Origin of the sequence: Gluconobacter oxydans DSM 3504 (assembly GCF_000583855.1) — a bacterium.
GTDB lineage: Bacteria > Pseudomonadota > Alphaproteobacteria > Acetobacterales > Acetobacteraceae > Gluconobacter > Gluconobacter oxydans.
Genome location: NZ_CP004373.1, coordinates 1,255,613 through 1,275,229, shown reverse-complemented (window position 1 = coordinate 1,275,229; position 19,617 = coordinate 1,255,613). Strand labels below are relative to the sequence as shown.

20 protein-coding genes and 1 tRNA gene are annotated in these 19,617 nt (G+C 60.9%); 8 read left to right on the top strand and 13 right to left on the bottom strand.

Going from position 1 to position 19,617, the window contains the following annotated elements; all coding sequences use genetic code 11:
- Positions 1-27 precede the first annotated feature (27 nt).
- A complete protein-coding gene (locus tag GLS_RS05690) occupies positions 28-714 on the bottom strand; it encodes a histidine phosphatase family protein (protein ID WP_041111531.1) in 687 nt (228 codons plus the stop codon).
- Entirely contained in the window at positions 711-2,759 is a 2,049-nt protein-coding gene (locus GLS_RS05685; protein WP_041111530.1) for a hypothetical protein, read from the bottom strand. Before GLS_RS05685 ends, GLS_RS05690 begins: the two co-directional genes overlap by 4 nt.
- 198 nt (positions 2,760-2,957) lie before the next feature.
- Here GLS_RS05685 and rfbB point away from each other — a divergent pair, with 198 nt between their 5' ends.
- The 6 genes from rfbB to GLS_RS12955 all read left to right on the top strand — a co-directional run bounded on the left by rfbB (position 2,958) and on the right by GLS_RS12955 (position 9,393).
- On the top strand, positions 2,958-4,013 hold the full coding sequence (gene rfbB / locus GLS_RS05680) for a dTDP-glucose 4,6-dehydratase (protein ID WP_011252615.1): 1,056 nt from the start codon (positions 2,958-2,960) through the stop codon (positions 4,011-4,013).
- Positions 4,014-4,033: 20 nt separating this feature from the next.
- Positions 4,034-4,900 (top strand): glucose-1-phosphate thymidylyltransferase RfbA, encoded by an 867-nt coding sequence (rfbA, locus tag GLS_RS05675; protein WP_024717001.1) that lies wholly within the window; start codon positions 4,034-4,036, stop codon positions 4,898-4,900.
- 102 nt (positions 4,901-5,002) lie between these two features.
- Positions 5,003-5,566: a dTDP-4-dehydrorhamnose 3,5-epimerase gene (gene rfbC, locus GLS_RS05670; protein WP_011252613.1), complete on the top strand. Its 564-nt coding sequence runs from the start codon at positions 5,003-5,005 to the stop codon at positions 5,564-5,566.
- Positions 5,563-6,468 (top strand): dTDP-4-dehydrorhamnose reductase, encoded by a 906-nt coding sequence (gene rfbD, locus GLS_RS05665; protein WP_193363852.1) that lies wholly within the window; start codon positions 5,563-5,565, stop codon positions 6,466-6,468. Before rfbC ends, rfbD begins: the two co-directional genes overlap by 4 nt.
- 111 nt (positions 6,469-6,579) lie before the next feature.
- On the top strand, positions 6,580-7,527 hold the full coding sequence (locus tag GLS_RS05660; RefSeq protein WP_041111528.1) for a glycosyltransferase: 948 nt from the start codon (positions 6,580-6,582) through the stop codon (positions 7,525-7,527).
- Between the two features lie 108 nt (positions 7,528-7,635).
- The gene (locus GLS_RS12955) at positions 7,636-9,393 is read left to right on the top strand and encodes an HAD-IIIC family phosphatase (protein ID WP_052327486.1); all 1,758 of its coding nucleotides are present in this window, start codon (positions 7,636-7,638) and stop codon (positions 9,391-9,393) included.
- Between the two features lie 12 nt (positions 9,394-9,405).
- Here GLS_RS12955 and GLS_RS05650 read toward each other — a convergent pair whose 3' ends face one another.
- The 3 genes from GLS_RS05650 to GLS_RS05640 form a co-directional block, all read right to left on the bottom strand.
- Complete coding sequence (locus tag GLS_RS05650) at positions 9,406-10,905, bottom strand: glycosyltransferase family 2 protein (protein WP_041111527.1); 1,500 nt, start codon at positions 10,903-10,905, stop codon at positions 9,406-9,408.
- A gap of 78 nt (positions 10,906-10,983) precedes the next feature.
- The gene (locus GLS_RS05645; protein WP_041112705.1) at positions 10,984-11,421 is read right to left on the bottom strand and encodes an HIT family protein; all 438 of its coding nucleotides are present in this window, start codon (positions 11,419-11,421) and stop codon (positions 10,984-10,986) included.
- A gap of 35 nt (positions 11,422-11,456) precedes the next feature.
- Positions 11,457-12,941, bottom strand: a complete 1,485-nt coding sequence (locus GLS_RS05640) for a sugar porter family MFS transporter (protein WP_052327485.1) — start codon at positions 12,939-12,941, stop codon at positions 11,457-11,459.
- A 119-nt stretch (positions 12,942-13,060) separates the two neighbouring features.
- Here GLS_RS05640 and GLS_RS13570 point away from each other — a divergent pair, with 119 nt between their 5' ends.
- Positions 13,061-13,189, top strand: a complete 129-nt coding sequence (locus tag GLS_RS13570) for a hypothetical protein (RefSeq protein WP_264358003.1) — start codon at positions 13,061-13,063, stop codon at positions 13,187-13,189.
- On the opposite strand, the gene GLS_RS05635 is transcribed toward GLS_RS13570, so the two are convergent.
- The 4 genes from GLS_RS05635 to GLS_RS05620 all read right to left on the bottom strand — a co-directional run bounded on the left by GLS_RS05635 (position 13,176) and on the right by GLS_RS05620 (position 16,013).
- Positions 13,176-13,982: a metal ABC transporter permease gene (locus GLS_RS05635; protein ID WP_041111526.1), complete on the bottom strand. Its 807-nt coding sequence runs from the start codon at positions 13,980-13,982 to the stop codon at positions 13,176-13,178. The two genes, GLS_RS13570 and GLS_RS05635, sit on opposite strands and share 14 nt — an antisense overlap.
- Positions 13,969-14,658 (bottom strand): ATP-binding cassette domain-containing protein, encoded by a 690-nt coding sequence (locus GLS_RS05630; protein ID WP_041111525.1) that lies wholly within the window; start codon positions 14,656-14,658, stop codon positions 13,969-13,971. Before GLS_RS05630 ends, GLS_RS05635 begins: the two co-directional genes overlap by 14 nt.
- Positions 14,645-15,532 (bottom strand): metal ABC transporter solute-binding protein, Zn/Mn family, encoded by an 888-nt coding sequence (locus tag GLS_RS05625; RefSeq protein WP_226986650.1) that lies wholly within the window; start codon positions 15,530-15,532, stop codon positions 14,645-14,647. The genes GLS_RS05630 and GLS_RS05625 overlap by 14 nt, the downstream gene beginning before the upstream one ends.
- A 73-nt stretch (positions 15,533-15,605) precedes the next feature.
- Positions 15,606-16,013, bottom strand: a complete 408-nt coding sequence (locus GLS_RS05620) for a lytic transglycosylase domain-containing protein (protein ID WP_011252605.1) — start codon at positions 16,011-16,013, stop codon at positions 15,606-15,608.
- A gap of 80 nt (positions 16,014-16,093) precedes the next feature.
- Between GLS_RS05620 and GLS_RS05615 the strand changes: the two genes are divergently transcribed.
- Positions 16,094-16,597 (top strand): aminoacyl-tRNA deacylase, encoded by a 504-nt coding sequence (locus tag GLS_RS05615; RefSeq protein WP_034954160.1) that lies wholly within the window; start codon positions 16,094-16,096, stop codon positions 16,595-16,597.
- Between the two features lie 51 nt (positions 16,598-16,648).
- Here GLS_RS05615 and GLS_RS05610 read toward each other — a convergent pair whose 3' ends face one another.
- From GLS_RS05610 to GLS_RS05595, 4 genes are all read right to left on the bottom strand, one after another.
- Positions 16,649-17,086: a YjjA family protein gene (locus GLS_RS05610; protein ID WP_225198159.1), complete on the bottom strand. Its 438-nt coding sequence runs from the start codon at positions 17,084-17,086 to the stop codon at positions 16,649-16,651.
- Positions 17,087-17,211: 125 nt separating this feature from the next.
- The gene (locus tag GLS_RS05605; protein WP_226986649.1) at positions 17,212-18,366 is read right to left on the bottom strand and encodes an AGE family epimerase/isomerase; all 1,155 of its coding nucleotides are present in this window, start codon (positions 18,364-18,366) and stop codon (positions 17,212-17,214) included.
- A gap of 126 nt (positions 18,367-18,492) precedes the next feature.
- Positions 18,493-18,568, bottom strand: a tRNA-Ala gene (locus tag GLS_RS05600).
- 91 nt (positions 18,569-18,659) lie between these two features.
- On the bottom strand, positions 18,660-19,271 hold the full coding sequence (locus tag GLS_RS05595; protein WP_041111524.1) for a Maf family protein: 612 nt from the start codon (positions 19,269-19,271) through the stop codon (positions 18,660-18,662).
- Positions 19,272-19,617 lie beyond the last annotated feature (346 nt).

Below are 19,617 nucleotides of genomic sequence, written 5' to 3'. Positions count from 1 at the left end.
AGACTGATGCTTCTCCCCGGCAGGATATCAGCCCCGGAAATCAGGCAGTTCGTTGACCGTCACGACACGCCACAGGCAGTCGATGCGCTCCAGGATGGTGATGGACAGGTTCTGGATCGAAAAGCGCAGCGCCGTATCGGGATGAACGCTCAGCGCATGCGCCAGAGCCGCCCGGATGGCGCCGCCATGGCTGACGACAACCATGTCCTGACCTTCATGTGCATTCGCCAGATCCTCAAGCCCATGCCCCACACGCGCGCAGACATCCAGCATGCTCTCCCCGCCCGGCGGAAGCTCACAGGCGGAAATAGACCAGAACGGGTTGGGCGGCAGACGCAGCAGGGACATGAACTCCGAATGCGGCGTGCCATGCCATTTCCCGATCGACTGCTCGATGAAGCGCCCGTCAATCGTCACATCCTGCGAAAACGCCCCGGCTTTACGGATTTCAGCCGCAGTATCCTGCGCCCGCTGCAACGGTGAACTGTACCACAGCGCATCCTTCGGCAGACGGCGTGCCAGTGTGGCATAGCCGCCCTGCTGGCTCGCCATCGCCTCACGACACAACGGCACATCGAGCGCGCCATACATCGTCTTGCGCGCACTGGCTTCTACAACCGCATGACGGATCAGCCAGAACCGGGTGACGCCCTTCGGCAGCTCCGGCGTATCGAGAAAATGCCCGTGCGGGACCGCTTTGTCTGTCTGGGTCATGACAACGGGGCGTAACGGGGGACAGGGTTCGCGTCCAGCAGAACATCCCAGTGCTTCAGGATCAGTTCCAGTTTTCCAAGCACCCGGCGTGCATCCATGCATTCGCGCTGAAGCCGGCGCTCCTCGTCCAGCCCTTCATGCGACGGCTCACCCGACACAAGACGCGCCCCCGCACACAGACGCAGCGCTCCGGCCGGCCCTTCCACCAGAGGATGGGGCACCGGCACCGGCTGGCCCAGCACACAGAGCAGGCTGCCCTCGCCTTCCGTCACCCAGGGTGACAGATCCGCATTCAGCCAGCGATGCAGCCGCCGCGCATCTTCGAGCGCCAGCGGACGCCCGGGCGCATGGGGATCTTCAACCAGAAAGGACAGGATAGTCGGCACTGCATCCCAGCGCCCGTCATCAAAAGGCGTGCCCATCGGCAGCATGGTCAGCGCCGGACGGGCCTTAACCATGGCCACGGCTTCCGTCATGAACCGGGTCAGACGTCCACGAATGACAGGATCGGGCAGCGCAAACAGCGCATCCATTTCCGCCAGAGCCGCATACCAGCGTAGCGCCAGTCCGATATTGTGACCGTTATTGAGGGCTGACGCGTCCGCGCCTTCCGGCCATTCGTCCCGATTGCCATAGGCCCGCAACCCTTTGGGAAGCGACAGGGACGACAGACGGTTGCGAATTGCAGGAGGAAGGAGAATGGCCCCGCAGAAAGGCGGGCCGGTAAAGAATTTGGAGCCGGTTATCATGACGATGATCCCCCGCTCCACCCATTCCGCCACACGCGACGGGCTCAGCCGCGCCTGACAGACATCAACAACAACGCTGAGCTGATCGCCCAGCTCCGTACACAATTCCCAGACAAGATCCATGTCCGGCGCCGCGAGTCCGGTCTTGGACTGGTCCAGCCGGTGCAGCAGAACATGCCGCCCCTCGGCCACTTCCCGCCGCACAAGGTCTGCACATTGGGCGTTGATCTCGCCCACCGCCCGCGCCGTCCCGTCAGCCGCACGGATATCGACACCGATCAACCGCGTCTCGGGCGAGAACCCTTCGATCACCTCACCCTTGCCCACAAGCGTGGCACAGGCACTGTCCGTCGCGAAATGCCGCCCGCAGGCCGCAAGCGGAACCCCGCTGCCCGTCTCATCCGGCGCCAGAAGAATGGACGTGACCGGCCGATCCGTTCGCGCCGCAACAAGCGCCAGAACCGCCAGCTCACAATCCGTTCCGGAGGCCGAGAGCAGAACGGCATCTTCCGGCAGACCAAAATGCGCGCCGATCGCCTCGCGCGCCCGACGCACAACACCTTCCTGCACCAGATCCGGGTCCTGCTTGGCCAGAAGCGCACTCATCATACCACGTCGGGCTGCTTCCGCTCCCCCGAAACCACGCTCGGACAGCGAAGAGGCAGTCGATGACCCAAAAGTGATCGCCCAGGGGCGCGGACGATGGGAGCTTGAATACCGGTTCAGCCCAGTATGCGGATCAACAGCAAGCCGGGAGTCCCCACCACTGCTCATCAGGCTTTCGGCCGGCGCGAGAACAGGCCACAGACGGGTCAGAACCCCTTCCAGCCGCTCTGCCTCATGCTGCGTGAAAAATGGCAGATCCGGCAGGAACGCACTCAGCGTCTCCCAGCTCTGCATAAGAGCCGACGCATCCGGCACAGCATCGCTGAAAACCGCAAGCCAGACCGGAAGAGGCGCAACATCACCCGTATCAAGCGCATGGAACAACGCCGCCACACGCGCTGCGGCAAAGCTGGCCAGATACGGGTTGGCGCCCGGCTCCAGCAGCCGCATCAGTTCGATGGCATGTCGCAGGAAAGTCGGCGCCAGACGCGGTGCCTCAAGACACGGACCGCCCAGCTTGAGCGTGGCCGTCTGAAGACAGAAAGGCTGCCCCGGTTCGAGTGCTCCCTCGATCCTGAAAGGCAGGGGCAGTGACACATCCAGGATCGGAACCAGCCCGTCCGCAATCACCCGAAGATCGGGCCGCTCCAGAACATCCGTCAGGGAGCGTGTCAAAGTATCAGCCAGCATGCCTGCCTCTCCTGCCTCCGCACGACTGTGGGATTAGCCCATCAGTCCGGACAGCGCGAGAGGTGAAAGCATTTCCCAATGTCACCTGTCCGGCGTGTAAAGAAACGTACCGGCGTTATTTGCGCTGTTTCAACAACGCTGTAAGATAAAAGTTATTCTGTCGGGGTTCAGACCCTGATCCAATATCATGAGGTTCAAATGCGGATTCTGCTGACAGGCGGCTGTGGTTTCATAGGATCGGCCGTTGTACGCCATCTGATCCGGAACACCGAACATTCGGTTCTGAACGTTGACTGCATGACTTATGCAGCGTCAGAAGACACGGTCAGCGAAGTCGCAGACGATCCCCGGTATTCCCATGCCCGTGCAAACATCGTGAACGGCGTGGAAATGCAGCGCCTGTTCGAGGAATACCGCCCGGACGCCGTCATGCATCTCGCAGCGGAAAGCCATGTCGACCGCTCGATCGATGGCCCAGGTGTCTTCATCCAGACGAACGTCGTCGGCACGTATTCCCTGCTCGAAGCCGCCCGGAAATACTGGAACACGCTGGGAGATGCCGAAAAGAAGGCCTTCCGCTTCCATCACATTTCCACGGACGAGGTCTTCGGCCATCTGGAGCCGAATGACCCGCCGTTCACGGAAACCACCCCCTACGATCCGCGCAGCCCGTATTCGGCCTCCAAGGCCTCGTCCGACCATCTGGTCCGTGCCTGGTTCCACACCTACGGCCTGCCGACCTTCGTGACGAACACCACCAACAATTACGGCATCTGGCACTTCCCCGAGAAGCTGATCCCGCTGGTCACCATCAACGCCATCGAAGGCCGCGAACTTCCGGTTTACGGCAAGGGCGAGAATGTCCGCGACTGGCTGTTCGTCGAAGACCATGCCGAAGCCCTGGTCAAGGCCGTCGAAATCGGCAAGCCGGGCGAGACCTACGCCATCGGCGCCCGCCAGCCGCGCACCAATCTCGAAGTCGTCAAGAAGATCTGCGCCGTCCTCGACGAACTTCAGCCCGACCCGGCCGGCCCGCGCGAGCGCCTGATCCGCTTCGTGACCGACCGCCCCGGCCATGATTTCCGCTACGAGATCGACCCCTCCCACGCCGAGAAGGAACTCGACTGGAAAGCGGAGCACGATTTCGAACGCGGCATCCGCAAGACCGTTCAGTGGTATCTCGACAACCGCGCCTGGTGGGAAGGAATCCGCTCCAAGCGCTACACCGGCCAGAGACTGGGAGCAAACACGTGAGCACCATCGAGACAAAGCCCATGAAGGGCATCATCCTCGCCGGCGGTTCGGGCACACGCCTGTATCCGATGACGATGGCTGCCTCCAAGCAGCTCCTGCCCGTCTATGACAAGCCGATGATCTACTATCCCCTTTCCACGCTGATGCTGGCGGGAATCCGGGACATCATGATCATCACCACCCCGCATGACATGCCCCAGTTCCAGCGTCTGCTGGGCGATGGCTCCCAGTTCGGCGTCACCTTCGAATACCGCGTTCAGCCCTCCCCGGACGGTCTGGCGCAGGCGTTCCTGATCGCCGAAGACTGGATCCAGGGTGCTCCCTGTGCCCTGGCGCTGGGCGACAACCTGATCTTCTCCGAACATCTGGGCGTTCTTCTGCGTGCCGCGTCGAACCGTCCGCAGGGTGCCACGGTCTTCGCCTATCAGGTCCGCGATCCCGAGCGTTACGGCGTGGTCTCCTTCGACGAGAGCGGCCGGGCCCTGAAGGTCGAGGAAAAGCCGACCCATCCGGAATCCCACTGGGCCATCACGGGCCTGTATTTCTACGACAACCGCGTCGTAGACTTCGCCAAGAAGGTGAAGCCCAGCGCCCGCGGCGAGCTGGAAATCACCGACCTCAACCGCATGTATCTCGAAGAAGGCACCCTTCAGGTGGACCGTCTGGGCCGTGGCTGCGCCTGGCTCGATGCCGGCATGCCCGACAGCCTGATGCAGGCCGGAACCTTCGTGCAGACCATCCAGTCCCGTCAGGGCATGCTGGTTGGCTCCCCCGCCGAAGTCGCGTTCCGCAACAAGTTCATCACCGCTGACCAGCTCCGCGAACACGCAAAGAAAATGGGCAAGACCGAACTCGGTCGCCTGCTGCGGGAACTGGCCGACAGCTGATTTCTTCATACGGTTCCGGTTTTCTGCATCTTTTTGCAGCCGGAGCCGTTTTTTCGTGACCAATTTTCACGACCCCATCTTCAAAACAGGGATTTTCAGAGCATGAAAGTCGAACGTCTTTCCATTCCAGAGGTCATTCTCGTCACGCCTCCCCGTTTTGGTGACAATCGCGGCTTCTTCTCCGAAACCTACAATGTGGAGCGCATGGGCGAAGCAGGCATCGACCTGCCTTTCGTTCAGGACAACCAGAGCCTGTCCCGCCAGAAAGGCGTCGTCCGTGGCCTGCACTGCCAGCTTGCGCCTTACGAGCAGGGCAAGCTCGTCCGCGTCACGCGCGGCGCCATCTGGGACGTGGCCGTCGACGCCCGCACGGGCTCGCCGACCTATGGCAAATGGGTCGCCGCCGAACTCTCCGCCGAAAACTGGTCCCAGCTCTGGATTCCGCCCGGCTTCCTGCACGGCTTTGTCACGCTCGAAGAGAACACCGAAGTGCAGTACAAATGCACCTCGCTCTACAGCAAGGTCTCCGAACGCGCCGTCATCTGGAACTGCCCGGAACTGAAGATCGACTGGCCCGTTTCCGAAGCTGACGCCATCCTGTCCGACAAGGACAAGGTCGCACCGCATTTTGCAGAAGCCAAGGGCTGGTTCTCGTACGAAAAGTGAGCATGACGATGTCCAGCACAGGTCCCATTCTCGTCACGGGCGGCAACGGCCAGCTTGCGACGTCCCTTCAGAATCTCGGCAACGAGCACATCATCCGCGTCGGCCGTCCGGAATTCGATTTCGACCGCCCGGAAACCATTGCCGCCACGGTCGAAAAATATAAGCCGTCAGTTGTCGTGAACGCAGCCGCCTGGACGGCTGTCGATCTGGCCGAAACCGAGAAGGATGGCGCCGAACGCGCCAACAATTCCGGCCCGGCAGCGCTCGCCGCAGCCTGCGCCAAGGCGGATATCCCGTTCATCCATGTCTCGACGGACTACGTCTTCTCCGGTGACAAGGGTACGCCCTACACCGAAGACGATGCCACCTCTCCCGAGACGGTCTATGGCAGCACCAAGGCTGAAGGCGAACAGGCCGTCCTGACCGCCAACATCAAGAGCATCATCCTGCGCACGTCCTGGGTCTATTCGGCCCACGGCAAGAACTTCGTGCGCACCATGATCAATGCGGGCGCCAAAAACCCCGTGCTCAAGGTCGTCGGCGACCAGAAAGGCAACCCGACCAGTTCTGACGATCTGGCCGAAGCCATTCTTGCCATCATCGCCCTGATCGAGCGCGATGGCTGGAAGCCAGAATATCGCGGCATTTTCCATGCCAGCGGAACCGGCGAAACCACATGGCACGGCCTGGCCGTCGCCGCGCTGGAAGAGGCCGCAAAGCATGGTCAGACCATGCCGCAGGTCAACGCCATCCGCACCGAAGACTGGCCCACACCGGCCAAGCGTCCGCAGGACTCCCGGATGGACAATTCAAAGCTGCATCGCGTCTTCGGCGTAAAAATGCCGGACTGGCGCCACAGCGTGACGCATATCGTCCACAAGCTGTTTTCTCCTGAAGCCTGACCGCCTGTTGCCCTCTCTCCGCGGGAGGGCAACCGACCATCACATTCTCTGCCGTTGCGTCCGAATGATTCCCTTTTCCTTTCTTTCGGCCTCATGCCCAGGTGCCGAAACATGACACAGAAAAGGGCCGAATCTTCCCGTCAGATCGCCATTCTCCTGTCGCTCTACAATGGCGAAACCTATCTGGACGCCCAGCTTGCCAGCATCCTGGGCCAGACCCATCCTGAGTGGACGCTCTACTGGCGCGATGACGCCTCGACCGATCTTTCACGCGAACGGATGCGCGCCTTTGCCAAAGGTCCCGGACAGGGCCGCTGCGTCGAAATCACGACCCGCCACGGCCGCCTGGGCGTCGCAGGATCTTACGCGCATCTGCTCGACGCCATCCCCGATACGCCCTATGTCGCCTTCGCCGATCAGGACGACATCTGGGAACCGCAGAAGCTGGAATGGGCCCTCGATGCCGTCAGCCGTCGCCCTGCCGAAAAGCCGACCCTGTATTGCGCCCGGCAGTATCTGACAGACGCGGATCTCGTCATTTTCCAGGAATCCGCCCCCCTGCGCCGCAGACCCGATTTTCCGGCTTCCCTGACGCAGAACATCGCAACCGGCCACACCATCCTGCTGAACGCCGCAACCCACAGCCTGATGCGGAACACGCCGCCCCCGCCTTCGGTCCTGCATGACTGGTGGGCCTATCTCCTGACGGCCGCAGCCGGCGGAGAGGTCATTTTCGACAACCGCTGCGTCAGCTACTACCGGCAGCACGCCCACAACACCGTTGGTGCAACCGGCTCCTTCATCAGACGCGCCTGGGCTGCCTGCCGTCGCGGACCGAAGGTCTTCATGACGATCTTCAATTCCAATGTCGCCTGCCTGCGAGAAGGCCCGAAAACAATTACACCGGAAAACCGGAAACTCCTTGAAGACCTCGCAGCAGCCCGGACTTTTGTGCAGCGTCTGTCTGTCCTGTGCCGGTACAGAAATCTCAAACGTCAGCGATCTGTGGAAAGTCTGGTTTTCAGGCTGTGGTATCTTTTCCCGACCCATCACCGATAACAGACTGTCAAACGGGTCCGGGACAGTATTGCTCCCGTTCGATCTAGCAAACACCGCTGACTATGCTTATCCTCCAAATACAGTCGTTCTGATAGGAAGTACCTTTCCATGACCGAAGCCGTAAGACTCATCATCTGGGATCTCGACGAAACATTTTGGAAAGGGACACTGACTGAAGGCGGCATTGATGAGGACCAGCATTTCGGTGAGGTCGTCAAAGAACTTGCCCGGCGCGGCATTGTCAGTTCCATCTGCTCGAAAAACGATTTCAACGCAGCCAAGGATGTCCTCGAACGGCTAGGACTTTGGGAATATTTCGTCTTCCCCAGTATAAACTGGGATACAAAAGGCCCCAGAATCCGCGAAATTGTCGAACAGGCCCAGCTTCGGGCGCCCACGATCCTGTTCGTTGACGACAACCCCATGAATCTTGAGGAAGCAAAATTCATGGTCCCCGACCTTCAGGTCGCGGACGAAAGCATTCTCCCTGGGTTGCTGGAAAATCCTCTTTTCAAGGGCAAGCCCGACCCGGACATGAAGCGTCTGGCGGACTACAAAATCCTTGAAGTCAAAAATGCAGCCAAACAGACCATTGGCGGAAACGCTTTCGATTTCCTGCGGGAAAGCGACATCACGGTCGAACTCGACTACGATGTCGAAGGCAATATCGACCGTGCCATCGAGCTCCTGAACCGGACAAACCAGCTCAACTACACGAAGAACCGCGTTTCCGACGACATGGAAACTGCCCGCCAGCAGGTGCGGGACATGATCCGCCCCTACAATGTCCATACAGCCCTGGTGCATGTGCGGGACCGGTTTGGCGATTACGGCTATGTCGGCTTTTTCGTTCATGTCCGGGGTGCCGGTTACAACAAGCTCGAACAATACTGCTTCTCATGCCGTACACTGGGCATGTTCGTGGAACTCTGGCTTTACCGCCAGCTTGGCCGTCCTGAAATTCACATCAAGGGAGAAGTCATTTCGGATCTCTTTGACGAAAGTAATCCGGCAGACTGGATCTCATTTTACAACGAGGAAAAGGATACCACGACGCGCGAGAGTGCCGGGCGTGGCGGCATCCTGCTTTGCGGCGGCTGCGATCTGGAAGCCGTGGCGCATTATCTGCAGCCCGTTACCGAGCGTTTCCGCCTGTTCGCCAATACCATCCGCCACGGTGGTGAACTGCGACGCGACCATTCAACCATCGTTGCCCAGTCGGCAAGACCCGTCCCAGCTGCTCACCGGGAGTGCCTGCTGAACTGCGGCTATACCGATGAAGACCTTTCTCTGGATTATGCATCTCCCCATTACAGTCTGATCATCTTCAGCTTCTGGGGAGACCTGTATTACCGGACCTACGCCCAGCATGGCGGCCAGACGGTCCTGACCTACACGCCTTCCAATCTCGGTTATAATGACCTGACCACATTCTATGAGGCTGATCTACGAAACCGCGGCGTGCCTGAAGACGGTATTCAGGCATTCCGGTATTTCAGAGCGAACATGGTGTATCAGGGGCCCTCTGATGAACCACTTTTCAGACGGAATCTACGGGAAATCCTGACCGCCATTCCGGCTGATACCCAGGTCATTCTCCTGCTAAGCAGTGAAAACCCGGCCAGCATGCCCTCCGAAATCCTGGAAAGGCACCAATCCATGAACCGGTGGACCAAAGCCGAGCAGAAGAATTTCCCCAACGTCTCCGTTATCCCGATCGACGATTTCGTCGAAAATCCTGATGAACAGACCACTTCCACACATTTTACCCGCATCGTCTACCAGCGGCTGGCGCTCCGCCTGAAGCAGGTCTACCGGTATCTCGAACGAAATCACCCGGTCCCCGAACAGCAGGTGAGCGCCTGAGAAGCGCTCTGCTCAGAACACCAGAGCACTGAGCCAGGAGGGGAACAGGCCGGGATAATCCTCGTTGAACCGTGCCTGCTCCCGCTCCGGCAGCATGGAGAACATGAGGGGCAGCAGAAAAGACTGCGAGACATCCACTCTTTCCAGTACCTCCGCCAGATTTTCTGCACGCAGTCTCCCATCCAGAAGAACCGGCAGGAAACCCAGTGCTTCCGTCAGTTCCGATCCCTGTCCGGATGAAGAGATTTCAACTGGGACAAGACTGAAATATTCCCACCCGAAAGCCTCGGTCCTGTTCACGCAGACTTCCCCGTTCCCGACAACAAGCGTCAGAAAACGCCCCGTAGCTGGCAGTCGCATCGCAACCGCTCCGTTCTCCACGTCCACTGTCTCAAATGCTGCAACCGGAACCGGAACGGGAGCAAGCCCGGCATGGCTGATCCTGTTGCTGCAGATCTGACCGTCCTCGCGGAACAGCACGATCCAGCCCGGCAACTCTTCCCAGACACAACCCGCCATCAGGACATGATGGCCGCTTTCTTCGATGTGTCCTTCATGAAGACCGACCAGATGGCCCCCCCGCTGGTCACAGCACAGGAACTCCCCATTCAGGCCCTGTATCCGGAAAAATCTGGCTCCTGATGACGGAGAGAAGGCTTCGGAATCCCTGTCCGGCATCTGCAGGATCTGTTCGAATTTCTTCCTGCGTATGACATCAGCCCAAACGTCACCGTAAATCGCGACAGCGAGGTTTTCCGTTGTTGCAAAAAGCGAAGAATCCGCGCCTTCAACATCATTACGGTCCAGGGCATGCAGGTCGGGCTGCCGTCTGTCGAGCACACGGTCAAAGGCAAGTCTGCGAACCTGATGCGCCATGCTTCTGACCGCATATCGACGCACCCAGCCATGTGTCCACTCCCGCCCCGCATGATCTTCCAGAGTCTGACCTGACGGGCGAAGAATGTCCTTCCCATCCAGTCCCCAGTCCGACTGTTCAACAGAAGCATGATCCATCACCGCGGAACGGACGAACAGAATACCCTCCCCATGATGTGGAAAATCATCCGGAGCATGGCGGGTATAGGCATGAACAGGCGAACATCTCGGCAGACCGATATAACCATTGCCACCATACAGACGATGGCTGAACAGAACGCCCCGATAGTCCTCTGCCATCGGGAACAGGCTTTGAAGCGTGTGCTCCTCCGCCGGCGTCAGATAGTCCTCAATCCCGAAAACACCCAGCCAGTCGAACTCCCGGCCATAACGCTCCCGAACATCGGCAACAGCTCTCCTGCGAAGGCCTCCCCACGTTTCATGCGTCGCATCATCAAGACGATGGGGCCGGATATCGGACGTCCGCCTGGCAGCCTGAAGCAGGCTCCACGTTCCATCGGTCGAACCAGCGTCATAAATAATAAGAGTGGAGATCCCGACACCAAGATGATGGGCAAGCCACCATACGATGTCCTGCACTTCGTTCCGAACAATCAGAATAATTGCTGTTTTCATGCCAGTAAGCTGCCCTGCATCTCCAGAAACCCGAACCATAGAATGTAATGCCGGGAAGAAAAATGACTACCCCACGCTTTAAAGCTTCAAATAACGCCGCATGGCCTCCATGAACGGGCCGTCCTGCTCCAGACTGAATGGCCGCGCTGCATCGTAGTCATAGACCGTCCCCGCCGGGCGCGTGGCTTTCTCGGGATCTTCGGAGGCATAGCGCGGGACAATGTGAGTGTGCAGGGACGGCGCCAGATTGCACCAGGTCTCGTAATTGATCCGTACCGCATCGGTGACGGCCAGCAGCGCATCCCCGACCGCCGCCATATCCGCGAGATACTGCGCCCGCGCCTCACCCTTGAGATCATTGATCGTCGGCACGACCGGATCAGCCAGAAGCTGGCAATAGCCCGGCAGAGGCTGGGTCTGACCAATCACCAGCCAGCCCGATTTCATACGCCCGATAACAGAAGGGTTGCTGCCACATCGTGCGGCAGCAACCCTTTGTGCGATAACATCCGTCATGGTCAGTTCCCCTTCTGCGTGAAGGGGAAAGCGTATCATGCAGCGGCTTCGGCGTCCCCGTCATCGCTCTGCACGATCCGGGTATTCCCCGGCGTCGGGCGGAAGCGCTTTTCAAGGAGCGCCTCTTCAATGTCCTCAAGCGACGCACCGGCCGTTTCCGGCACGAAGAAGAACACGAAGACCACGGATGCCAGGTTCACGAACGCATAGAACCACATCGTCCAGCTCAGCCCGATGGCTTCGGCCATGCTCAGCGCCGTGCTGGTCACCAGCAGATCGGCCCCCCACAGCGTCGCGGCATGAAGCGACGTCGCCTGCCCACGCATAGACAGCGGGAACATTTCAGCCCCCAGCAGCCAACCGCAGACCTGAATACCGCCGGAATTGAACATCATGAACAGCAGCAGGAACACAACGATCATGTAGGCGCCCACACTGCCCGGAGCCGGATGACTCAGGAACATCACACCAAGCCCCACCAGCGACAGAGCCGCCCCCGGTCCCATGATGAGCATCAGACGACGACGGCCGATCCGGTCCACGAACATGCAGCCCAGGAACGTCATGATGCAGTAGATCACCGCCACACCCAGCGACGCCAGAAGCGCCGAGGACGTGCCGAAACCCGCATCATTCAGGAAAGTCGGCGTATAGTAGATCATCATTTCCAGACCGCCGCACTGCGTGAAGAACGCAACGCCAAGAGCGGCCACGAGTGCGGGACGCACCCAAGGCTGGAACAGACCGCGCCAGCCACGGTTCTTCGGATCAATCCCTTCCGCGTTCTCACGGATGGTCTGCACCTCGCGGCGGATGGCCCGCTTGGTCGTACGGATCCGGCCGAGCTGGATGATGGCACTCTTCATGCCTTCGTTCTCAGCAGCCCAACGCGGGCTCTTGGGCATGAAGAACATCGAGATGAACACGATGGCCGCCGGAATGGCCGCAACACCGACCATCGGACGCCAGCCCCAGTTCACGCGCTCCGTAAAGCCGATAATGTTGGCGATCAGAATACCGAGACCAATGGCCACGTTGAACATCGTGACCAGCGTGCCACGACGCTCCTGCGGCGCCAGTTCGGAAATATACATCGGCACGACCTGCGTCGAACCGCCAACCGCCAGCCCCAGCACGAAGCGCGCGCCAATCAGGCTCCACACATCCGGCGCCAGAGAACAGGCCGTGGCACCCACCACGAACAGACCACTCACCATGCAGGTGGTGTTCCGGCGACCGAATTTCTCCGAAAGTCCTCCGGCCGCAAATGCGCCGAAGATGGCGCCGAGCAGAATGGCGGATGCAACCCATTCCTTCATGGTGGCACCTAGGCGGAAATCATCCCCGATCAGCGGCAGCGTGCCGGAGATGATGCCCGTGTCATAGCCATAGAGACCACCGCAGATCGCGGCGACCACAGCGGCCAGAATCAGCATCAGCTTGGCGTTGGGAGAAACTTCGATGGACGCGGGATCGATGTGGTCCCGTCCGGTTCGGACTGTTTTCGTATCGTTTTCCATAGAAACATAACATATCACAAAATGAATGGTTTTTCAGGCCGGGCAGAAAACCAACAGAAATTCTGTGGGAAATACCATCAGAATTGACTATTCTGTCACAAGCCCGTCAGGATACGATCATGCAAACACCCGATACCACCAAAGATGTCCCGGTCATTGGCACAAAAGCGCTGATCATCATGCATGTAATGCTTGTCGCATTCATGCTGCTGATTCACTTCAAAGCGGCTGGTCTCAACGACTTCTAACCCGCTGCCACAGATCGGCCAGCGCATAGGACAGGGCGGCCCCAAGCCCGATCCAGAACGGGACAGGTGCGTCCGTCACCCAGGACAGCATCAGCCCGCCCCATGACAGGGCGAGCGCCAGCCCGACCGAGAGCGCAATCCCGGCCAGCGGCCCAAGCCCGAGCTTCAGCGCCGTCGCAGCCGGCCCGATCATCAGACTGAACGCCAGAAGCGCCCCGGCCACTTCCGCACAGGCGGCGCAGGCCAGCGCCGCCACGGCCATGAACACCACCGAGACCAGACGCGCCGGCACACCCCGCGCCCGCGCCACTTCCGGCGCCAGACTGGCAAACAGCAGCCGCCGCCCCAGAAACGCCAGCAGCCCCAGACACAGCACGGCCACACCGCACAGCGCCTCCAGCGTCCGCAGATCAATCCCCAGAACATCACCAAACAACAGCGTGGTCGCCAGACTGGAACCCCGGTTGCTCATGTGCAGGAACCAGGCCCCAAGCCCGAGACTGGCCGCGAGAACAAGCCCGATCGTACTGTCCCGCTGGGCGGGAACGCCGCGCTCCCCTTCCCGTTCGGCCCCGATGACAAACCCGGCCATCAGGCTGAACACCACCATCCCCGACAGCGGCGGAAACCCGAGCCAGACCGCCCCGGCCGCACCGCTGAAACCGATATGCGAGAGCGCATGGGCCGCAAACGCCTGACGCCGCAGCATCAGGAACCAGCCAACCGTCCCCGCCAGAACCGACACAACCGCCGCGCCCACAAAAGCATGGCGCATGAAATCAAACTCGAACATGCAGCCCCCCGTCCGCAAGCTGCACCACGCGCGTCACGGCCCCGGCCAGCGCCTCCGTCTCATGCGATGTCAGGACAATCCCGATCCCCAGACGCGCCGTCAGATCCGTCAGCAGACGCACCGTCTGCTCCTGCCCCGCCTGATCGAGCGCCGCCAGAGGCTCATCCAGCAGCAGCAGATCCGGATTCCCCGCCAGAGCCTGCGCCAGACCGACCCGCTGACGCTCCCCGCCGGACAACAGCCCGAGCGGACGATGCGCAAACGCCGAAGCCCCCGTCAGCGCCAGAAGCCGGTCCGCTTCCTCCCGCCGTGGCCGCAGACGCAGCGGCAGCCCCCAGCGCAGCCCGTCCACCGCCGCCCGGACATGACTGACCGCCGGAAGCAGCAGCGCCGCATCCGTCACACTCTGCGGCATGTAACCGATATGCTGCCGCGCCTGCGCCGGTGGCAGACCATGGGTCAGGATCTCACCGCCCTGAAGCGGAATCAGCCCCAGCATCGCCCGCAGCAGCGTGGACTTCCCGGCCCCGTTCCGCCCGGACAGAAGCGTCATCCCCGAGAGCGGCACCGTCAGGGACGCATCCCGCAACACGCAGGTCGATCCCGCCGTGAGCGTCACATCCCGCAGGACCAGACCCCGCTCCGGCTGACAGCAGACCTTTTTAGCGTCCACCATCACCCAGCGCCTGCTCCACAGTCTGAAGAATCCCGTAAACCCAACCCTGCCAGGACTGCCCTGGCGGCAGCGTCTCGCCAATCGCCACAATCGGCAGGCCAGCCGCATGCGCCCGATCCACCAGCCGGTCGATCTGCGGGGAATGAATGGCTGGATTGGTGATCAGCATCCGCACCTTCCGCCCGTCGATCAGCGTATCGACCTGCGCCACATCCCGCGGAGACGGCTCCGCATGGTTCATGATCGCCAGTGCAAAACTCTCATCCACGACATCCAGCCCCGCATCCCGGAGCAGCGTCTCCCCAACCGGTTCGACGGCCGCCACGGGCACGGACTCATGACGCACCTTCATCGCGGCCAGACGGGCCTTCACACCGTCGAGTTCCTTCAGGAACGCCCCCAGCCGCGCTTCCACAGCCGATGTCGAAATCCCCGGCTGATGCGCCAGCATGTCCGCAAAGACATGCGCGACCTTTCCCACCGCTTCAGGATCAAGAAAAAGATGCGGATTATCGCCGGGCTGCCATCCGGCAATCCCCGCCACCACGATCTTTCCGGGCACGGACGCCGCAAACGGCAGCGCCCAGTCGTCATAGGTCGCGCCGTTCACCACCGCGATCGTCGCCCCCGCCATGGCGCGGGCCATGGAAGGCGACGGCGTCAGATCATGAGGATCAATGCCCGGTGTCGCGAGCAGGGCATGGGTCTGCACATCCGCCCCGCCGATCTGCGCCGCCACATCGCACCACGCCGCCTCGGCACACACCACGGATACCGGAGTTCGGGAAGGCTCGGCCTGAGCAGCGGTCAAACCGCTCCCAAGACTGCCCAGAGCCAGGCCAGCCAGCAGAAAAGCCGGGAAACAGCGCATCATTTTCCTCGGGAAAGCGTCATGGGTGTAGCGTTATAAAGTAACACATCCCGCCTGACCACCTCACCAGAACCCCTCACCCTTGGCGCAGATAAAGCGCCGCAGCAGCAGCCACCACCTTGCGCTGGTAATCCAGATTGAGCGGCAGCGTCCGGGAATGATAATCCCCGATCGCCTTCATCAGATTGCCATGCTCGTCATCCAGCGCCCTGCGCAGGATCATGGCCGCCGCCGCGATGTTGAAACACGGATCAAGCGCCAGTCGCGCCGCAACCTGCGGCACAGGCTGATGGATCATGGACGCAATGGGCAAAATCCAGCGCGAATTGATCTGCATGAGCCCGATATCAACCGACCCGTCCGTATTCGTGCTGACATGCCCCATCGTCCCGCCCTCGACCCGCTGGATCGCAGGCAGGATGCGCGGCGGCAGCCGGTAATGCAGGGCCGAAGCCAGCATGCAGGCCAGCAGACTAGCAGCCATGGTTACGGACGAAACGCTGTTGAATCATAGCCCTGACCCTAGCATCGGACGCCCGCGCCTGCCATCCTGAACCCTTCAAGATGACCGCACAGGACAGGAGAACAAGCGTGCAGGACACATCCGCGACCCTGACACTGGACGCTCTCGGCATTTCCTATGAACGCCATGTCTATGATTACGATCCCTCGGCCGGAAAACTCGGTGTGGCCGCTGCCGCAGCACTCGGCCTGTCGCCGGATCACGTCCTCAAGACCCTGATGGTGCAGATCGACGGCCGCCCCGCCTGCGTCGTGCTTCCCGCGGACCGCGAACTGGATTTCGCCCGCGTGGCGCAGGCCTTCGGCGGCCGCAAAGCCAAGATGCTCTCCCGCCCCGATGCCGAACAGCGCACAGGCTACCGCATCGGCGGCGTCAGTCCCTTCGGCCAGCGCAGCACCGTCCCCACCGCCTTCGAACAATGCGGCATGGACGGCCCGCCCGTCGTCATCAATGGCGGCAGTCAGGGCCTCCTGATCGAGCTTTCACCCCAGGATGCCCTGACCGCCACGAACGGCATCACGGCCGATCTCGTCAAACCGCTTTAAACCATCCCGAACCGGACGGTCGCGAACGCGACCACCCGGAACACGAATGCCTCAGAGCAGATTCTTCGCGCGGCTGAGGACCATGTTGCAGACTTTCTGCTTCATCTGCCCCTTGAGGCTCGACAGCGAGAACGCATTGCTGCCCCCCGTCAGAAGCTGCCCCTGCTGACCAGCCGTGTAATCGCTGGACGACGTCACGTCCTGCTTGCCGGTCAGGCTGCTCAGGGCCGAGGTCGCACCGCTGCCGCTCAGATAGTTGTTCTGCACACAGTAGCTCAGAACACCGGCGACATTGCCCGTGCTAGCGGAAGAGATATTCGGCAGCATGCTGCTCATCATGCCGGTGCCACCGGTCATGCCACTCATGCCCGACATGCCGCTCATGGCATTGCCCGCACTGCCAACGCCCGGAATGGACTGGGCATGAGCCGACGAGACAACAAGACCAGCTGCCGCAAGAACCGCGAAAATACCGTTTGAGTAACGCACCGTATTTCTCCTTCAGAGAACATTCAGGGCAGCACCTGCCAGAAGTCGGAAACCGTCGCTGCCAGAATTCATACCGACCCGGGGTTACGCTAACATAGCTGGACAGCAGGTCCACCCTTGCCGTCTCAGCAGAACTCCCGCGCCGCACCATAGATATGGTAAAGCGAACTGGCCGGCACATCCGAAACGCTCGCCTTACCGGACGCATCAAACCGGTCGATCCACACAGCACGCGTGCTGTCGGGAATGAACGTCGCGAAGAAATGCTCCGTCAGGCCCCGCAGGATCTCCGGGCTATCGTTCCGGCAGATCAGCAGGCGGCACAGTTCGGTCTGCGGCCAGATCCGCGTGGCGTTTTCCAGGGAGCGTCCATCATCCGCAATGGCATCGCGCACCGCGGCCCCCTGCACATCCGACCGCACGCCGTGGCGCATCCCGAACGCGAACAGCCCGTCCGCAGCCTGCCGGATCGCCCCGGCGTCCAGCGCCCCAGGGTTCAGACGCAGATAATCCCCCAGCAGCCAGGACCATTCGAACAGATGCCCCGGCTCCACCCGGTTTTCCCCCAAAGCCGCCACAGGCCGCCAGTCCGCCCCGAACTCCTCGGGCAACACTCCGGCCCCTGGCTGGATCAGCCGCTCCAGCGCCAGACGCACCAGAGCCGTCGCCTCATCCAGATAAAAGCTGTCTCCCGACACCTCGAACAGCACCAGAAACGCCTCAAGCAGATGCATATGCGGGTTCTGATGCCGCACAGCTCCCGTAACCCCCGGTGCCGTCAGCAACACTTCATCCAGAAATCCGCCATGCTCCGCCGCAAAGATCTGGTGAAGCTCCACAACCGTCTGCCGCGCCACCGCGAGGAAATCCGGATTGCCGCTCACCCGGTAAGCCCAGCCATAGGCAAAGAGAATGAAGGCATGCGCATAAAGATCGCGCTGCATCCCGACCGGCGACCCGTCCGGCGCCACGGAAAAGATCCACCCCGCCTGGCCATCCCGATGCCGGTAAAGCCGCTCGACTTCTTCGAGACATGCCAGCGCCTGCGCCGAAGCATCATGCAGCCCGTCCAGCGCAGCCCGACAGAATGTCGAGATCTGCCGCGCCTGCACCATCAGGCGCGAGGCGGGCAGAACCAGCGGTTCTCCGGAAAATGTCAGTCGCTCATGATAAAGACGCCGCCCGCGATCAAACCCGACGCCGCTCCAGGCCGGCAGCACCGTCCGCGTGAGCCAGCCGCTCCACAGCGCCCGCTGGTCAGCATCCATGAAGGTGGGCAAGGGGGCGTGTCGCGTTCCGGTCTGCATCCGACTGCCGTATGAGAGCTGAACGCCCGCGTCAACAGATCGCGAGCTGCTACGGCAGAGCTGAAACAGAAATTTCAGATTTTCAGGGAAAAGGGAAACTGGTGGAGCCAATCGGGATCGAACCGACGACCTCCTGAATGCCATTCAGGCGCTCTCCCAACTGAGCTATGGCCCCACATGTTTCAATGCGGCCCCTTTGGGACGGGGCCGGATGAGGGCGGTATATCGTCATGATTTCGCCCTGACAAGCCTGAAAAACAGATTTTTTAGACCCCAAGGACCTTCAGTTCCCGCAGTTCCTCCAGCAGCGGCAACAGCGGCAGTCCCATCACGGCATCCTGCGCCCCCTCGACAGCCGAAAAAAGCTGTATCCCCGGGCCTTCAAGCCGATACGCCCCTACACAGGACAGGATCGCCGGCCCTTCCCGCTCCAGATAGGCCTTCAGAAAGTCATCAGAGAAATCCCGCATCGTCAGACGCGGCGACGCCAGATGCTCCCAGACCTTCTCGCCCCCCTTATAGAGAACGACAGCCGTGCGCAGGACATGCGTCCGCCCCCGCAGCCGGCGCAGATGCTCCGCCGCCTCGGCCACAGATCCCGGCTTGGCAAACGCCACCCCGTCCAGATCGAGGATCTGGTCCGCCGCAACCGTCAGCTCATCAAAGCCCACATCCCGCGTCGCAAGATTGGCTTTTGCATCCGCCAGCGCGATGGCCGTTTGGGAAAGCGTATGTCCCTGCTCTTCGCAGGATCGCCGCAACGCCTCCTCGTCGAGATCGACGGGGCGGACCTGCACGGCCAGCCCCGCATTTTCGAGAAGCATCCGCCGGGCCGAAGAGCCGCTGGCAAGAATGAGGGAAGTACTGAAAGACATCATGAAGTACGACTCCGTACTATCGACTGTTGGAACAGGGACGAGTACTGCGGATCACCCGGTGAAGAGATTGCGTCAGTACTGGGGTACATGGGGATAGTACCTGCCCTTGCGAAAGGAGTACCGAGTACCGTGGATTGTACGGTACACCAGCCGGAACTGGGGGTTGTACACAGGCTCTCTGTGGGCAATTCGGGATTGAATCAGCGACTCCCTTGCAAAGTGCGGCTTCCGGAGTTGTACACAGTGTGAGTAAGACGGGGTACATTTTCAGAAAGCCGGGTACCCCGGTATCCACAGGGATCATCTTAACCTCCAGCATTTCTTTCTTTTTTCTTTTATGATTAGT

Coding starts and splice junctions, on each gene's coding strand:
- GLS_RS05690 (WP_041111531.1), bottom strand. CDS start 714: ATGACCCAGACAGACAAAGCGGTCCCGCACGGGCATTTTCTCGATACG.
- rfbA (WP_024717001.1), top strand. CDS start 4,034: ATGAAGGGCATCATCCTCGCCGGCGGTTCGGGCACACGCCTGTATCCG.
- GLS_RS05635 (WP_041111526.1), bottom strand. CDS start 13,982: ATGTTCGAGTTTGATTTCATGCGCCATGCTTTTGTGGGCGCGGCGGTT.
- GLS_RS05685 (WP_041111530.1), bottom strand. CDS start 2,759: ATGCTGGCTGATACTTTGACACGCTCCCTGACGGATGTTCTGGAGCGG.
- GLS_RS05615 (WP_034954160.1), top strand. CDS start 16,094: ATGACCGCACAGGACAGGAGAACAAGCGTGCAGGACACATCCGCGACC.
- GLS_RS05650 (WP_041111527.1), bottom strand. CDS start 10,905: ATGAAAACAGCAATTATTCTGATTGTTCGGAACGAAGTGCAGGACATC.
- GLS_RS12955 (WP_052327486.1), top strand. CDS start 7,636: ATGACCGAAGCCGTAAGACTCATCATCTGGGATCTCGACGAAACATTT.
- GLS_RS05630 (WP_041111525.1), bottom strand. CDS start 14,658: ATGGTGGACGCTAAAAAGGTCTGCTGTCAGCCGGAGCGGGGTCTGGTC.
- GLS_RS05625 (WP_226986650.1), bottom strand. CDS start 15,532: ATGATGCGCTGTTTCCCGGCTTTTCTGCTGGCTGGCCTGGCTCTGGGC.
- rfbB (WP_011252615.1), top strand. CDS start 2,958: ATGCGGATTCTGCTGACAGGCGGCTGTGGTTTCATAGGATCGGCCGTT.
- GLS_RS13570 (WP_264358003.1), top strand. CDS start 13,061: ATGCAAACACCCGATACCACCAAAGATGTCCCGGTCATTGGCACAAAA.
- GLS_RS05620 (WP_011252605.1), bottom strand. CDS start 16,013: ATGGCTGCTAGTCTGCTGGCCTGCATGCTGGCTTCGGCCCTGCATTAC.
- GLS_RS05645 (WP_041112705.1), bottom strand. CDS start 11,421: ATGACGGATGTTATCGCACAAAGGGTTGCTGCCGCACGATGTGGCAGC.
- GLS_RS05640 (WP_052327485.1), bottom strand. CDS start 12,941: ATGGAAAACGATACGAAAACAGTCCGAACCGGACGGGACCACATCGAT.
- GLS_RS05595 (WP_041111524.1), bottom strand. CDS start 19,271: ATGATGTCTTTCAGTACTTCCCTCATTCTTGCCAGCGGCTCTTCGGCC.
- GLS_RS05660 (WP_041111528.1), top strand. CDS start 6,580: ATGACACAGAAAAGGGCCGAATCTTCCCGTCAGATCGCCATTCTCCTG.
- rfbC (WP_011252613.1), top strand. CDS start 5,003: ATGAAAGTCGAACGTCTTTCCATTCCAGAGGTCATTCTCGTCACGCCT.